14 protein-coding genes are annotated in these 15514 nt (G+C 66.4%); 5 read left to right on the plus strand and 9 right to left on the minus strand.

What is annotated here, in order from left to right:
- Positions 1 to 2: 2 nt before the first annotated feature.
- A complete protein-coding gene (gene pgi / locus K7711_RS33560; protein WP_222974490.1) occupies positions 3 to 1688 on the minus strand; it encodes a glucose-6-phosphate isomerase in 1686 nt (561 codons plus the stop codon).
- Positions 1685 to 2809 carry a transaldolase gene (gene tal, locus K7711_RS33565; RefSeq protein ID WP_222974620.1) on the minus strand — a complete coding sequence of 375 codons (1125 nt, stop codon included), beginning with the start codon at positions 2807 to 2809 and terminating at the stop codon, positions 1685 to 1687. The genes pgi and tal overlap by 4 nt, the downstream gene beginning before the upstream one ends.
- 138 nt (positions 2810 to 2947) lie before the next feature.
- Between tal and K7711_RS33570 the strand changes: the two genes are divergently transcribed.
- Positions 2948 to 3718: a DeoR/GlpR family DNA-binding transcription regulator gene (locus K7711_RS33570; protein WP_222974492.1), complete on the plus strand. Its 771-nt coding sequence runs from the start codon at positions 2948 to 2950 to the stop codon at positions 3716 to 3718.
- Positions 3719 to 3752: 34 nt separating this feature from the next.
- Here the strand turns inward: K7711_RS33570 and K7711_RS33575 are convergent, their stop codons facing one another.
- Entirely contained in the window at positions 3753 to 4595 is an 843-nt protein-coding gene (locus tag K7711_RS33575; RefSeq protein WP_308015067.1) for an alpha/beta fold hydrolase, read from the minus strand.
- A gap of 257 nt (positions 4596 to 4852) precedes the next feature.
- Between K7711_RS33575 and K7711_RS33580 the strand changes: the two genes are divergently transcribed.
- Together K7711_RS33580 and K7711_RS33585 are read left to right on the plus strand one after the other, a co-directional pair.
- Positions 4853 to 5077 (plus strand): LapA family protein, encoded by a 225-nt coding sequence (locus K7711_RS33580; protein ID WP_222974494.1) that lies wholly within the window; start codon positions 4853 to 4855, stop codon positions 5075 to 5077.
- A gap of 36 nt (positions 5078 to 5113) precedes the next feature.
- Positions 5114 to 5329, plus strand: coding sequence for a DUF8691 family protein (locus K7711_RS33585; protein WP_040819835.1), 216 nt, complete (start codon positions 5114 to 5116; stop codon positions 5327 to 5329).
- Between the two features lie 12 nt (positions 5330 to 5341).
- On the opposite strand, the gene K7711_RS33590 is transcribed toward K7711_RS33585, so the two are convergent.
- Positions 5342 to 6469, minus strand: a complete 1128-nt coding sequence (locus tag K7711_RS33590) for an AI-2E family transporter (RefSeq protein WP_222974624.1) — start codon at positions 6467 to 6469, stop codon at positions 5342 to 5344.
- 227 nt (positions 6470 to 6696) lie between these two features.
- Between K7711_RS33590 and K7711_RS49075 the strand changes: the two genes are divergently transcribed.
- Positions 6697 to 9333 carry a winged helix-turn-helix domain-containing protein gene (locus tag K7711_RS49075; protein ID WP_222974496.1) on the plus strand — a complete coding sequence of 879 codons (2637 nt, stop codon included), beginning with the start codon at positions 6697 to 6699 and terminating at the stop codon, positions 9331 to 9333.
- A 27-nt stretch (positions 9334 to 9360) separates the two neighbouring features.
- On the opposite strand, the gene K7711_RS33600 is transcribed toward K7711_RS49075, so the two are convergent.
- Both K7711_RS33600 and K7711_RS49080 read right to left on the minus strand, forming a co-directional pair.
- Entirely contained in the window at positions 9361 to 9984 is a 624-nt protein-coding gene (locus K7711_RS33600; RefSeq protein WP_222974497.1) for a hypothetical protein, read from the minus strand.
- 414 nt (positions 9985 to 10398) lie between these two features.
- The gene (locus K7711_RS49080; RefSeq protein ID WP_308015068.1) at positions 10399 to 10599 is read right to left on the minus strand and encodes a zinc transporter Slc39a7; all 201 of its coding nucleotides are present in this window, start codon (positions 10597 to 10599) and stop codon (positions 10399 to 10401) included.
- A gap of 263 nt (positions 10600 to 10862) precedes the next feature.
- Here K7711_RS49080 and K7711_RS33610 point away from each other — a divergent pair, with 263 nt between their 5' ends.
- Positions 10863 to 12029, plus strand: a complete 1167-nt coding sequence (locus K7711_RS33610) for an NAD(P)-dependent alcohol dehydrogenase (protein ID WP_308015069.1) — start codon at positions 10863 to 10865, stop codon at positions 12027 to 12029.
- 41 nt (positions 12030 to 12070) lie between these two features.
- Here K7711_RS33610 and K7711_RS33615 read toward each other — a convergent pair whose 3' ends face one another.
- The 3 genes from K7711_RS33615 to K7711_RS33625 form a co-directional block, all read right to left on the minus strand.
- Positions 12071 to 12922, minus strand: a complete 852-nt coding sequence (locus K7711_RS33615) for an enoyl-CoA hydratase-related protein (protein ID WP_222974501.1) — start codon at positions 12920 to 12922, stop codon at positions 12071 to 12073.
- Positions 12919 to 14436, minus strand: coding sequence for a class I adenylate-forming enzyme family protein (locus K7711_RS33620; RefSeq protein WP_222974503.1), 1518 nt, complete (start codon positions 14434 to 14436; stop codon positions 12919 to 12921). The genes K7711_RS33615 and K7711_RS33620 overlap by 4 nt, the downstream gene beginning before the upstream one ends.
- A 261-nt stretch (positions 14437 to 14697) precedes the next feature.
- Positions 14698 to 15489 carry an enoyl-CoA hydratase-related protein gene (locus K7711_RS33625; protein WP_222974505.1) on the minus strand — a complete coding sequence of 264 codons (792 nt, stop codon included), beginning with the start codon at positions 15487 to 15489 and terminating at the stop codon, positions 14698 to 14700.
- Positions 15490 to 15514: the final 25 nt, after the last annotated feature.

A 15514-nucleotide genomic window follows, 5' to 3' on the forward strand; every position in this document is an offset into this window, starting at 1 on the left:
ATTCAGATCTCTCCTGTAGTAGTTGCAGACGACCGGTCGACCGCACCCGATCGCCGGGCGTGTCGATAACGCAGCATCAACGCGTTGGTCGAACTGTCGAAATCGGGCGGCGCATCGGATCGTAGGTCCTCGTGGATACTGGTCGCGAGTTTCTTGCCCAGTTCCACACCCCACTGATCGAACGAGTTCACCCCCCAGATCCAACCTTGTACGAACACCTTGTGCTCGTACAACCCGATCAATTGACCCAGCGTGTACGGAGTCAGACGAGGCAGCAGAATCGTATTGCTCGGCCGATCGCCCGGGAACGACCGATGTGGCGGCGGCTCCGAGGTGTCGAGATCACCGAAGGCCAGAGCTCGGGTCTGCGCGAACAGGTTCGCCATCAGCAGATCATGATGCGCCCGATGAGTATGTGCGGGCTCGAGCACGCCGATGAAGTCACACGGCACCGGCGTCGTTCCCTGATGCAGCATTTGGAAGAAGGCGTGTTGCCCGTTCGTACCCGGCGCGCCCCACACGATCGGCGCGGTATCGACACCGATCGGGCGGCCGCGCCGGTCGACGGACTTGCCGTTGCTCTCCATGTCGAGCTGCTGCAGATACGCCGGCAGCAACGCCAGCCGCTGATCATAGGGCAGTACCGCGAAAGCCTGTGCCCCACACAAGTTCCGATGCCAGATACCCAACAGTCCGAGCAACACCGGCAGGTTCTCCTCGAACGCAGCAGTACGGAAGTGCTCATCCATGGCGTGCGCACCGGCCAACATCTCCCGGAACCCCTCGGGCCCGACGACGATCATCAGCGACAGCCCGATCGCCGACATCAACGAGTACCGCCCACCAACCCAGTCCCAGAATTCGAACATGTTGGCCGGATCTATTCCGAAGGAAGCGACCTGCTCGGCGTTGGTCGACACCGCGACGAAATGCTTGCCGACCGCCTCGTCACCGAGACGATCCGCCAGCCACCGGCGGGCGGTGCGGGCGTTGGTCAACGTCTCGATCGTGGTGAACGTCTTCGACGACACGATGAACAACGTCGTTTCCGGGTCCAGATCAGCCAGCACCCGCTCGATGTCGTGACCGTCGACGTTCGAGACGAACCGCGCTTCGATCCCGTCCCGCGCGAATTCGCGCAACGCGTGATAGGCCATCGCAGGCCCGAGATCGGATCCGCCGATTCCGATGTTCACCACCGTGCGCACCGAGCGGCCGGTCGCGCCACGCCACCGTCCCGACCGAATCGCGTCGGCGAGATCACTCATCCGCCCCAGTACCTCGTGCACCGGACCGACGACATCGACACCGTCCAGTTGAACGGATTCACTTGCGGGAGTGCGCAACACGGTGTGCAGCACCGCTCGATCCTCGGTCGTGTTGATCCGTGCGCCATCGAACATCGCATCGATTCCCGCAGCCAGGCCGCGGTCGCGGGCCAGGCGCATCAGCAGATCCACAGTGCGGTCGGTGATCACGTTCTTCGAATAGTCCAGCACCACACCGTCGAACTCGATCGACAGCTCGAGACCGCGCCGAGGATTGCGATCGAACAGCCCCGACATCGAGATCGCCGCCAATTCCGCACGGTGCGTTGCTAATTCATGCCACACGGGCAGCTCGAACGGACTCGCGTGTACCTCGTCACCGCGCCCCGCACCAAAGCTCGCGCCCTCCGGAGACCTCATGCGCGAACGCCGGACAGGAACACCTCGACGTCCTCGATCATCGCTTGCCAGGACGTCTGAAACTTCGCGACACCCTCCCGCTCGAGTTGCTCGAGCACGTCGTCGAAGTCGATTCCGGTCTCGCCGAGTTGCGTGACGACTTCCCAGGCGTCGTCGTAGTTGCCCCTGATGCGGTCGCCGAGAACGGTTCCGTGCGCGATCACCGCGTCGAGAGTGGCCGGCGGCATCGTGTTCACGGTTCCGGGCGCAACGAGCTCGGTCACATAGCGGGTGTCGGAGTAGGCGGGGTCCTTCACGCCGGTCGACGCCCACAGCGGCCGCAACGGCGATGCGCCGGCGGCACCGAGTTCCACCCAGCGCGGGTCGCGCAGCATGTTCTCGTATCGCAGATACGCCAAACGCGCATTCGCGATCGCGGCACGCCCACGCAGGGCCGCGGCGGCCGGTGTCGCGAGTGCGTCGAGACGACGGTCCACTTCGGTATCCACGCGCGAGACGAAGAATGATGCGACAGAACCGATCTCGGCGAGTGGGCGACCGGCGGCGCGAGCCCTTTCCAAGCCCGCCAAGAATGCGTCGATGACCTGGTGGTAACGGCGCACGGAGAAAATCAGCGTCACGTTGACGCTGATGCCTTCGGCCAGGCAGGTCGTGATCGCCGGCAAACCCTCCAGCGTGGCGGGAATCTTGATCATCGCGTTGGGCCGGTCGACCAGGCGCCACAACTGGCGCGCCTCCTCGATCGTGCGCCCGGTGTCGTGCGCCCATCGCGGGTCGACCTCGATCGACGCCCGGCCGTCACGTCCAGCGGTCGAACGGTAGACCGGGTCGAGCACGTCGCAGGCCGCGCGAACATCGCCCGTGGTCAACGTCCGGACAGCCGCGAGCGCGGAAACACCCCGCTGCCGCAGGACCTGCATCTCCTCGATGTATTCCGTCTCCTGGCCGAGCGCGTTGTGGAAGATCGTCGGGTTCGTCGTCAGGCCGACGACCGTGCCCGACCGGACGAGCTGAGCCAAGTCTCCCGACCACAACAGGTGCCGGTTCAGGTCATCCAACCAGACCGACACCCCCTCCTCGGCCAAGCGTTTCAGTGTGCGATTCATCAGGTTCCTCGACATCCGTTGCGCACGAAATCGCGCAGTCACTGCCTGAAATCATGCACACCGTTGCGCGAACAAGTCAACACCACCTCCGAGTACCATGCAGAAACCGCACGACAGGATCACGCAGGCACCACCAGGTTTCGGGAGGCGAAGTTGCTCGCGAGCACGCGACGGCGCGAAATCATGCACCGGCTGGTCACCGACGGCTACGTCGAAGCCAAAGCCATCGCCGACGAACTCGGCGTCGACGCATCCACGATCCGCCGCGACCTCGACGCGCTCGAGCGAGAAGGACAAGCCCAACGCACCCACGGCGGCGCACGCCCCACCCCCGGTGCCACCGCCAAACTGCCCTACACGATGAAAGAAGGCGAACGCCTCACCGAGAAGGCCGCCATCGGACAAGCCGCCGCCGACCGAGTACGCGACGGCCAGACGGTGATTCTCGACAGCGGATCCACCACCTACGAAGTGGCACGCGCCCTGCACAATCACACCGGACTGACCGTCATCACCAACGACCTGCGCATCGCCAAATACATCGCCGAAACCCCCGGCATGCGCCTGCTCGTCACCGGCGGCGAACTACTCGGCTCGGTCTTCACCCTGGTCGGCGAACGCGCGATCACCTTCCTGTCCGACTACACCGCGGACTGGGCGTTCCTCGGCGCCGACGCCATCGACGCCGAGGCCGGAGTCACCAACATGAACACCCTCGAAGTCCCCCTCAAACGCGCCATGATCACCGCCGCAGCACACGCCGTCGTCGTAGCGGACAGCTCCAAATTCGGACGACGCGCACTGGCCAAAGTAGCCGGACTCGACGAAATCACGAACATCCTCACCGACTCCGACCTCACCCCCACCGACTCCCGACAGTTCGGCGACGTCGTGATTCAGGCCCCGCCGACAACCGAAGGTTGAGCATCGCCATCGGCCATCGGCGGTGTGCAACCCCCTACGCCTCCGCGGCACGCTCCATCCGCCGGGCGATCGCGGTGGCGATCTCGTCCGGCACCTCCTCCGGGAGCCAATGCCCCCGGCCTTCGAGGACGAGGACCTCGAAGTCGGCGTCCACGTACTCCCCGCACCGATCGACTCCGGCGCGCGCGACCGCGATGTCGTGCGAACCCCAGACCATGGTGGCCGGGACCGTCACCGGCGGCACCTTCGACCAGTCGTCGCCGATGGCGCGATACCAGTTCAGCGCGGATTTCATGGCATCGGGTTGCAGTAGACGGGCGATATGGCGATCGGCGATCTCCGGCGACACGACGTCACCGAAGCCCAGGCGCAGCCCGGCCGCACCGTCGGCGGTGAGCAGATCCTCGGAGCCGGGCGCGATCAGGTACCGCAGGTAATCCGATTTCTGTTGCTGCACCGGATCTTCCGCGATAGCCCAGGCGAACGCGGCAGGGTGCGGCACCGACAGCGCCGTCACCGACGCGACCCGCTGCGGGTGGTACGCGGCGGTCGCCCATGCCACTATCGCACCCCAGTCGTGCCCGGCCAGATGCACGGGCCCGTCACCGATCGCCTCGCACAGCGCGACGACGTCGGCCACCAGCTCGCGCAGCCGATACGGCTCGACGCCCGCCGGCCGGGCACCGGGTGAGTAGCCCCGCTGATTCGGCGCCCAACTGTCGATACCTCGCACGGCCAGCGCCTCACCCGCGACACCCCAGGACGCGGAGCTCTGCGGAAAGCCGTGCAGCAGAACCACTCCGCGGTCACCGTCATCGCGCTTCCGCATGTCGACCTCGAACTCCATGCCGCGCAGGCGCATCAATTCCGTCGTCACATCGGCAGCATAGTGCGACTGATGGACACGCGTATGGACAACAGTCCATACGTGGTTTCGCGACACCACCGGCTCGAATCGGGGTGGCGATGATCCGCACCACCACTGCAGTGCTGATGGCCGCCGGATGCGGGCGAGGCGGTCACCGGTGGCTGTTCGGGCGGATGCGGGCTCATCCTGCTCGGGTGATGCCGCGGGCGTCGCGCCCGATGGATACTTCGAGCCTGGGCACGTCCCCTACTTTCCGGAGGACAGCGATGGAGAACACCGCCAAGCGGTCGATGGTGTCGCGGATATCGGTGACCCAGTGGGTGGCGATCGTGCTGACCGTGCTGGCGGTGGTGTTCATCATCGAGAACCGCCATCGAGTCGAGATCGAGTTGCTCGCGATCACGATCCGTTCGCCGATGTGGCTGGTCCTGCTGGTGATGTTCGTCGTGGGCTGGCTGGCGGGCATATTGTTCCGGAGCTTCCGGCGCTGATCGGCCCCATCCACCCCACGGGAGGTGAGTGTGTACATGGCAACTGCCGTTCGCTACCGGTTCGTCATCGAAGGCGACCTGTCCGAACGCGCGCAAGCCGCCTTCCCCGAACTGTCCCGCAGCGACCATTCCACCCCCGGTACCACCACCCTGTTCGGGACCGTGCCGGACAGCACGGCGTTGCGCGGCGTGCTGGCCCGCATCGATACGCTCGGCCTCACGCTGCTCGAGATGTCCCGCCTCCCGGACTGACGCCCGACGCGATCACCGCGGCGATGCTGGACCGACGTCGTCGTCCAGCGGAGCGGGCGCGGTGTCGGCGATCAGTGCGCTCACCCAGCGCGTCGCGGGATCGATATCCAGCAGCACAGCCTTGACCAGCAAGGTCAGCGGGACTGCGAGCAGAGCTCCGAGCGCGCCCAGCACCCAGGACCAGAACACCAGCGACAGGAACGTCACCGTCACGCTCAGTCCTACCGAGTCGCCGACGTATTTCGGCTGGATGATCGACTGGATGACGAAATTGATCACGCAGTAGACCACGATGACCCAGATCATCAGCGTAGGGCCGCTGTTCAGCAGGGCCAGCAGCGCCGGCGGGACCAGGCCGATCACGAAGCCGATATTCGGGATGTAATTGGTGATGAACGACAGCACCGCCCACAGGATCGGCAACGGCACGCCCATGAGCCACAGGGCGATCCCGTCCAGGACGGCGACGATCGCACCGAATACCGTGGACACGATCAGGTACTTGCGCGTGCCCACCGCGAAAACCTCCAGGGCGTAAGCGATTTCGGGGCGCATCGCCGTCACGACCGCGAGTTTCCGGCCGATCCCCATCGCATCGAACGCCATGAACATCAACAGCACGAGCACGAAGATCAGATTCGACAGCACCCCCACCAGTCCCCGCAACGCGGCCGCCAGCACGCTCACGACCTTGTCCACGTCCAGGCCGCTGAGCAGGTTGTAGATCTGCGAGGAATCCACTCCCGTATCGGCAAGCCGCGAGCGCAGCCCGGCCAGCAATTCGTTCACCCGATCGGTGTAGTCCGGTAGCTCGGTCGCGAGCCGGGCCGCCGACAGAACCAGGGCGCCGAGCAGCACGATCAGGATCAGCCAGACCGCCACCAGCGCGATCGTCATCCCGATCCACGGCCGCAGACCACGCGCTCTGGCCCAGCGCTGCAACGGGTGCACCGCCACGGTCAGCATCAGGGCCAGAAATGCCGGGCCCAGTACTCCGGCGAACGCCTTGATCCCGGCGATGGCCACGACCGCCGCGGCGATGGCCAGCAACACGATCAGCCCGCGTGGGATGGCCCATGTCCCCGCGGTGACCGCGGGCGGGGGCGCCACCCGCACCGGACGCGCTCCCGTCCGCCGCATGCGCACCGGATACTCCTCGCTGTCGGGTCCCGGACCGATTGAGCAGGCCGTCAGCAAACGTACTCCGGATGTTGCGGAGTTGGCCTCCCCCTTGCGAGATGAATTCGATCCGGTCAAGAGATCGCTCACCACCTCGCTCACAGCAAATAGCTGGTATACGTTCGAATTCAGACAGATCAGACCCCTCGACAGCGGCTCGGCCGGACGGACAAGCTCACGGAGGCGTTGTGGTCGCACCCGAACAACCCACACTGGGCACCAGCGAAAACCGGCACAGCTCAACTGCTGCGGCGGCCTCGGCGCACACGCCGCCCATTCTCTCGTTCACTCCGCTGCCGATGATCGCGGCACAGGTTCGGATGGAACAGGCCACGCGATCGGCGAACGGCCACACCGTTCTGGTGTGTGCACCGGCGGGAACCGGCAAGACCGTCCTGGCAGCCGACTGGGTCCGGCGACTACTCCCTCCGACCACGGTCCTGTGGGTCGGTCTCGCGGATCTCGGCGGCACCCAGGTGTGGCCGGCCATCGCCACGGCCCTGGGTCAGGGGTCGAGCACCCGCACCGGATCGGTTCCGGACACACCGTTCGAGGAAGCCGCGGCGATCCTGTCCGCGATAGGTGACGCACCGACGGGCACCGTCCTGGTTCTGGACGACGCTCACCTGATCACCGATCCACTGACCCTCTCGGGCCTGGAATACTTCCTCGAGCACGCACCACCTACGTTGACCACCGTCGTCATCGGCCGCTACGACCCTCCGGTGCGCTGGCACGCCCTGCAGATGGCCGGTCGGCTGACCCGGATCGGGGCCCGCGACCTCGATTTCGGCCTCGAGCACACCGCGGCGCTGCTGGCCCAGCACGACTGCCGGCTCACCGAATCCGAGTTGGCCGCCTTCCACGAGCTCACCCGCGGTTGGGCGGGCCTGGTCCGGATCGGTGCGATCCATCTGGCCGCACACACCCGCGATCGCACGACCGCGCTCACCGCACTGCAGCACGGTTCGCACGCGGTCGCCGACTTCCTGGTCGGTGAGTTGCTGTCGGCACTGGCGCCCGAGATGCTGGATTTTCTGCTCGCCACCGCGATACCGGACTCCTTCTCGATGGACCTGGCCGAAACGCTGGTGGGGCGGACCGCGCCCCGAACGCTGGAATCCTTGTTGCGCAGCAACTTTCCGCTCGAGGCCGCCGCCCGGCACGGCGGCCTCTGGTACACCTACCACCCGATGCTGCGCACCTATCTCCTGGCGGAGCTCACCCGGACCACACCGGACCGTGCCCCCGCACTGCACGATGCCTGCGCGCAGTGGTTCATCGCCGCCGGAATGCTGCCCGAGGCACTGCAGCATGTCCTGGCCGCGCCCAGCAGTTCCGCGCTGACCGAGTTCGTCCGTGATCACGGGCCGCGCATGGTGTTCGAGGGCAACGGCGCGGTGCTGTTCCGCCAACTCGACCGCCTCGGCATGGCGGTCGACACCTTCGTCGTATTGCTGCGGACCGCCGAGGCGATCGAACGAGGCGACATCGTCCATGCCGCGGCGCTGGACGATCTCGTCCGCCAGCGCCCGCTGCTGGAATCCTCGTTCGTGACACCCGAAGTGCTCCGGCCGCTGGCCGAGGCGATCGGAACCGACGTCGAGATCACGGCCGGTCGCGTCACCGGGACCACGCCCCGGGACCTGCCCGCACCGACGGGACATCCGGAGCTCGACTGCTATATCGCCCTTCAGGCCGCCAGCACACACCTGTTCGGTCCGCACCCGCGCGACAGGGGGGAGCCGGAGCTGCGACATGTGCTCGCACTCGCCCAGAACGCCGGACTCGACCGGCTGACGATACAGACCCTGACCCGGCTGGCCGTCGCGGCCGGACTGAGCGGATCACTCACCTTGATGCGCGAAAGATCCCTGCAGGCGGTCGACTTCGCCGAAAGTCACCGTCTCCAGGACACCACGGCGCTGGCGCACGCCCGGACCATGCTCGCGCTCGTCGCCTATCTGCAGGCCGACGAACAGCACCCACCCGTCGAGCAGATCGCCCCGCTCACCCGGCGAGTGGACGGCTCCATCGCACCGACCCCCGGTCGGCATGCCGAGATTCTGGCACTGCTGTTCTGTTCGGATTCCGCGGCCGATCGGCACGCCCGCACCGACACACTGCGCACCGACATGCACACCCTGCTCGAGGAGGCCCCGCTCGTCGCCACTACCGGTGGGCTGCTGATCCAGGTCACCTGGGCGCTGCTGCGCGTCCGGTGGGCCGATACCGCGCAACGACTCGTGGACCGCGCAGTCGCCGCGCTGGGCCGCGTGCCCGAGACGATTCTCGCCGAGGCCGCTCTCACCGAAACCAAACACTGCTCGGCGCTCACCGTCGAATTGGTTGCGCCACTGCTCGACCGGGATGATCGACTGCACCCGGTGCCGGCGATCCAGGCATGGCTGCTGTACGCCTCGGCCTGCCATCGGCTCGACCGGCCCGTCGCGGTCCACGAGGCACTCCACCGCGCCACGAGCCTCGCCTACACCGAAAAGCTGATCCGGCCCTTCCTGGACGTGCCCGGCACCATCGAGTTGCTCGACCAGTACACGGGCCGATTCGGCTACCTCGACGAGTTCGTCGACACCATCCGACGCCACAGACGAGCCGATGCCACCTCGCACAGCCCGCACCTGACCGGCACCGAGATCGCCGTCCTGCGCCAACTTCCCTCGGGGATGACCACCCATGACATCGCCACCGACATGGGCGTCTCGATCAACACCGTCAAAACCCACCTGCGCGGGATCTACCACAAACTCGGTGTTCGGACCCGCGCCGATGCCATCACCCGCGCCCGCACCCTGGGCGCCATCTGAGCCGGGCCCACGAGTCCGGATCGGAGTTCACTGGCCGATGCCGTCCAGGCTCGCGGGCACCCACAGCGGTTCGAGCACCTCCGGCTCTCGCACGAGTGGGATTTCTCTGGCGTCCCGACGCGGTCGGTCGTCGATCGCGGATCGAGGCAGGGCAAGGGTGGTCGTGGACCGGTAGGTGACGCCACCTGCGGTGTCGATGGTCACCCCGACGAGGTCCTGTGCGAGCACGAGATCGTCGGCGGGAAGCGCGAACAGGGAGATCGTCAGCATCGGTGGCCGATCGGCGGCCCTGGTGCGCAGCGAGCCGGTGATCAGGGCCGGGCATCCCGACAACAGCATGATCGCGGTGGCGAAATCGGTCGGGCCGGTCCCGGGGGTCCGGACCCCTGCCGCTGCGGCGGCGACAGCACTGCGCAGCGTCGGATGTCCGGTCGGCCAGTGCGGTGGCGTGATCCGGTTCCACCGCCGCAGTGCCGGGCAGGCATCCAGTTCGGTACGGCCGAGCCACCGCCGCCGACCGCAGGCGAGCACCCGTTCGACTCGGGACTGCCAGCGGGTGACGTCATCGATGACGGCCCGGAGCTGGACCCTCTCGCAGGAGACGAGGGAGCGCGCGGGCGGATCCGGCGCGATCGGATGCGTTCGGGTCATCTCGTCCTCCGGCGGTCCACTCGAATTCTGTTGCCCCGCACAACAGTCCCGCTCGGTTCCCACCGGTCACGATGCAGTTTCTCGCTCATCGGAATCTCCAGACGTGCCGACCGATCTCGATGACCGCTGACGGACGATCTTCGGAGCACAAGTCTGTACCGCCGGTCACGAGCTCGACTCACCCCGCTGGGATGAATTGGAACCGATGTCGAAGCGTGCCGCCATCAGGAGATTCCGTACATCGCCTGCATGCCCGCAGTTGACGCACAATCGCGGCTATTGCCATCTTCACCTGGCGTTATGGCTGCATCGAAAAAATGGACGACCGGGCTGCGGCCTGGTGAACCGGCACTCCCGACAGAACTGGTTCAACTGCCCGAGTGCCGGTCCAGCAGCCCTGATGCCCTGCCCAGCTCATTCGTGGGTGTGCGAGTGATCTTCGAGCAAATCGCTTTGATGCACATGACGATGCGTATGTTCCACGCCGTCATGGGTATGGGTGTGTTCGTGTTCGACGTGGTCATGCTCGTGTGCGGTGTGAGCGTGACTATGGGTCACCGTGCCGTGACTGTGCTCGTGAGAATGCGGCTCCAGATGGGTGTGCTGGTCGGTCATCGCCGGAATTCCTTTCCGTCTCGGATCAATCAGTGACTTGCGGGATCTCCCCACCCAGGCGCGGTCGGCCCCGGATGGCATCTTCACATCAGCATCGACGGCGGCTGAATTCGGTTGATTTTCGTGCCGTCGGCCCTCCGGCCGACCGGTGTCGCGCAGAGTCTCACCAGATATCGCCATCATCGGTACTTCCAATATCTACCACCGGAAACCATCGTCGACGCACTCCAGCTACCTTCCAGCGAGTAGAGTTGTCAAACCTCGTGGCGCCGGGCGCGGCGGAGATCGTCGACGTCGAAACCGGAATCGAATCCATGCCGCTTTTTACGCCTATTGCGAATAGGGAGGCACAGGTGATGAAGATGCGAGCAGCCCGGATGCACGGTTACCGAGAGCCGCTTCGGATCGAAGAGGTTCCCGTGCCCGAGCCCGGACCGGACGAGATTCTGCTGAAGGTCGCCGCGGCGGGTATGTGCCGCAGCGATTACCAGCTCCTCGACGGTTACTTCAAGAGCCCGTTCCCGGTGGAGTTTCCGTACATACCCGGCCATGAGATCGCAGGTCGTGTCGCCGGCCTCGGCAGTGCCGTCCCCGCGACGGTGAGCTACGCGGAGGGCGACATGGTTGTGGTTAATCCGAGCTGGGGAGACGGCACCTGCCGGCAGTGTCGCGAAGGCAACGAACAGCTCTGCAGCGGCAACGGCCGGTGGGTGGGCTTCGGCCCTCCGGGAGGCTTCGCCGAGTACATGGCCGTGGAATACCGCCACGCAATCCGGGTCTCGGCCGACGCTGCGAAGGCGCCCGAACTGCTCGCTCCGATGACCGACGCGGGAATGACCCCGTACCGGGGGATGCGCAAGCTCCGGGATGCGGGAAAACTCGGCCCCGCTCGCACCGTCGCGGTCACGGGCATCGGGGGGCTGGGAAGCTACGCGGTCCAATACGCGAAGCTGCTCGGCGGCGGCGCGACCGTGGTGGCGCTCGCGCGCACCGACAGCAAACTGGACGTGGCCAAGGACAACGGTGCGGACCACGGCGTCAACGTGAAGGACAAGTCCACCGAAGTGATCCAGGACGAACTGGCGAGGCTGACCGGGCGCAGGACGATCGACGCGATCCTGGACTGCGTCGGCAGCCAGGCATCCATTTCGATGGGGTTCGACCTACTGGGGCCCGAAGGAGCACTGGCAGCTGTCGGCCTGATGAGCGACCGCGTCGAGCACCGTCAGTTCCCCTTCGTCGGCACGGAGCTGTCCTATTTGGGTTCTTTCTGGGGCAACCACCTGGACCTGGTCGAGGTGCTGTCCCTTGCCGAAGCCGGTCTCGTCAAACACAACGTCACCAAAGTCCAGCTCGACGACATCAACGAGAACCTCGAAGCCCTCGGCCGCGGTGACGTCGTCGGACGTCGGGTCATCGTCTTCGAGTGAAGCCCGAGGCGAGCAAGCCTGCCGCCCTCGGGAACGACGACCTAGGTCTCGAACAGGTCGGGAAGGCCGTCCGAGATACGGTCGGGGAACTGCGGAACACGTTTGGCGAGAAACGATTCCACGCCCTCGCGCACGTCGTCCGAGACGCCGCGCAGGTAGATGGCGAGGGATTCGGCGCGGTGCGCGATTTCCGGACTCTCGGCGGCGGCCATGCGCCACATCAGCCGGCGGGTCAGGGCGACCGAGACCGGTGCGGTGCCGGTGACCAGTTCCCTGGCCAGTTCGACGGCACGGTCCAGGACTCGATCGGCGGGAGCCAGTTCGCGGACCAGGCCGCGGTCCAGCGCCTCCGCCGCGGGCACCATCCGCCCGCCGAGGGTCCATTCCAATGCGGTGGACATACCCACCACGCGCGGCAGGAACCAGGTCGAGCAGGCTTCGGGAACCAGGCCGCGACGGGTGAAGACGAAGCCGAATTTCGCTGTGTCCGAGGCGATTCTGATGTCGGCGGGCAGGGTCATCGTCACGCCGACGCCGGCGGCTGGGCCGTTGATCGCGGCGATCACCGGTTTGTCGGACCGATGGATTCGCAGGGACGCCCGGCCGCCCTGGTCCGCGGGTGCGCCGCCGGTGTCCGGATCGTCCGCCAGCACGAAGGTCTCACCACCCGCGGCGAGATCGGCTCCGGCGCAGAAGGCGCGGCCGGTGCCGGTGAGGACCACCGCACGCACCGAATCGTCCGCATCGGTCTCGTCGAATGCCGCGATGAGGCGTTCACACATCTCGTTGGTGAAGGCGTTGAGCCGGTCGGGACGATGCAGCCGCACGATCGCGATCTCGCCGTCCCGTTCGAGAAGTACTGGGCTGGTGGTCATTTCGGTGTCGGGGCTCATCGCACCTTCTCGAATCGGTCTGCCACATCACGGTATTCGGCGCGGATCGCGGTCTTGGCCAGCTTGCCGCTGGGCAGCCGAGGCAGCGGTTCGTCCCGGATGACGACGTAGCGAGGCACTTTGTAGTCGGCGATGACCTCGTTGCAGTGCGCGACGATCGCGGCGACGTCCACATCTCCGGTGACGGTCACGATCGCGGCGGGGGTCTCACCGAACCGTTCATCGGTCGCGGCGATCACCGCCACCTCCTCGACGCCGTCCAGATCGGCGATGACCCGCTCGATCTCGACCGGGGAGATATTGATTCCGCCGGTGATGATCAGGTCCTTCATCCGATCGACGAAGGTGATCCGGCCGTGCTCGTCCCGCCTGCCCAGATCTCCGCTGTGCAGCCAGCCCTCGCGCAACGCCTGCGCCGTGGTAGCCGGATCGTTCCAGTAGCCGGGGGTGACGCCCGGCCCGCGCACGACGATCTCGCCTTCCTCCCCCGGCCCGGCCTCGGTGCCATCGGACCGCACGACCTTCAGCTCGGTGAATATCGAACCCGCCCCGCAACTGTCGGGATGGGTGAGGGCCTCGGCCCGAGTGGTCGCGGTGGCCACACCGCCCGCCTCGGTCATGCCGTAGATCTGACGCAGCGCCACGCCCTTGTCCGCCCACGCCTTCAGCAGCGCGGGCGAGACCGCGGCCCCGCCGACGATCGCGGTGCGCAGCGAGGACATCTCCGCGGCCGCGAATTCCTCGCTCCTGGCGATCGATTCCCACATCAGCGGAACCCCGAACATCGCGTTGACCTGATACCGGCCGATCAATCCGGCCGCGCGACCGGGCCGGAATTCCTTCTCGACGATCAGCGTGTTCCCGAGCACAACGCTCATCAGCACGCCCCAGACCAGCCCCGGGGTGAACACCAAGGGCAGCAACAACAATGAGGTGCACCCGGGCCGGAACCCTTCTTCGGTGAGGGTCGCCTCGAACACGATGCTCAACAGGGTTCGGTTGGTGCAGATGACGCCCTTGGACAGTCCGGTCGATCCGCTGGTGAACAGCAGCGCGACGGGCTCTTCCGGTGTGACGTCGATGCGGAAATCGTCCCGCCCGCCGGACCGCAGGTCGGTGAAGTCGTCGAAGGACAGGGACCGGAAATCCGTGCCCAACTGCCGAGTCTGCTCGATCCGCTCGGCGAACTCCGCGGGCGCGATCGTGAGCACGGCGCCGGAGTCGTCGAGCACCTTGCGCAGTTCGGCCGGGGTGAGACGCGGATTCAGCGGGACCACGACCGCACCGGCCTTCAGCACACCCAGGGCGATCACCGGCCAGGTGAGCGAGTTCGGCCCGAGCACACCGATCCGCTCCCCCGGCGCGATTCCGGACTCGGCGATGCGCCGCGCCACTCGGCTCGTCCAGTCCTGGAGCTCCCGGTAGCTGAGCGTCTCGTCGTCGACGATCAGCGCGGATCGGCTCGGTTCGGTATCGGCCCACCAGTACAGAGCCGAAGCGATTGTCGCAGCCATTGTTGTCCTTCTCGTAGTGAAATGGCCTCGGGCGTGGTGGGTTTCGAGGATGAGCTCGCTGTGCCACCAGCCGGGACGGCCGGCGATCCGGCGTCGGGGTTCTGGATGATTCGAATGTGTGGACACCGGGTTCCGGCGCTGGAAAGTCGGCGAAGTGGTTTCGCGATCGCAGCCTGCCCGATGGATGTGACCCACACTACATAAGATTACATATTACGTCAATCAATATTTGTCTCATGTTGCATCAGCGGGCCGCGCCCACTATCGCCCCTGCCACTGCGGTGGCCGCTTGGCGGCGAACGCGCGCGGACCTTCCTTCGCGTCCTCGCTGCTCATGACGATCCGAGCGGCGTCACGACTGAGCCGCCAGTCCTCCTCTCCCCATCCGGCATGCTCCGCCGCGCTCTCGTGCATCACCCGTTTGCTCTGCTGCACGGACAGCGGCGCATTCGCGGCGATCACCGCAGCCAGGTCGCGCGCCGCGGCCAGGGCTCCCCCGGCCGGAGCCACCGCGTTGACCAGACCGAGTTCGTAGGCCCGCGCTGCGGAGATCGGTTGTCCGGTCAGCGCGATCTCGGCGGCGATCTTCGGCGGCACCTGCCGGTGGATCCGCAGCACACCGCCCGCGGCAGCGATCAGTCCGCGCCGGACTTCGGGCAGCCCCAGCGATGCCTGCTCGTCGATGACGGCCAAGTCCGCCGACAGCACGATCTCGGTTCCGCCGCCGAGCGCGAAACCGTTCACCGCCGCGATCACCGGCTTGGGTATCCAGTGGCGCACGATGCCCGCGAAGTCCCACTCCCGGTGATCCGGGTCGTAGATATTGCGTCCGGCCGCGATCTCCTTCAGATCCGCACCCGCACAGAACGCCCGGCCCGCACCGGTGACGATGACGACGCGCACCTGCGGATCCTGTGCCGCGCGTTCGAGCGCGGCTCCGGCAGCCGCGGACAGCGCCGCGTCGACGGCATTGAGGGCGTCGGGGCGATTGAGGGTGACCACGGCGATGTGGTCGCTCACCTCGTAGTGGGCGGCGGGTTCGGGTTGGGGCACAGTATCTCCTGACGTGCGGGCTGGT

The organism is Nocardia coffeae (genome assembly GCF_019890715.1).
GTDB lineage: Bacteria > Actinomycetota > Actinomycetes > Mycobacteriales > Mycobacteriaceae > Nocardia > Nocardia jiangxiensis.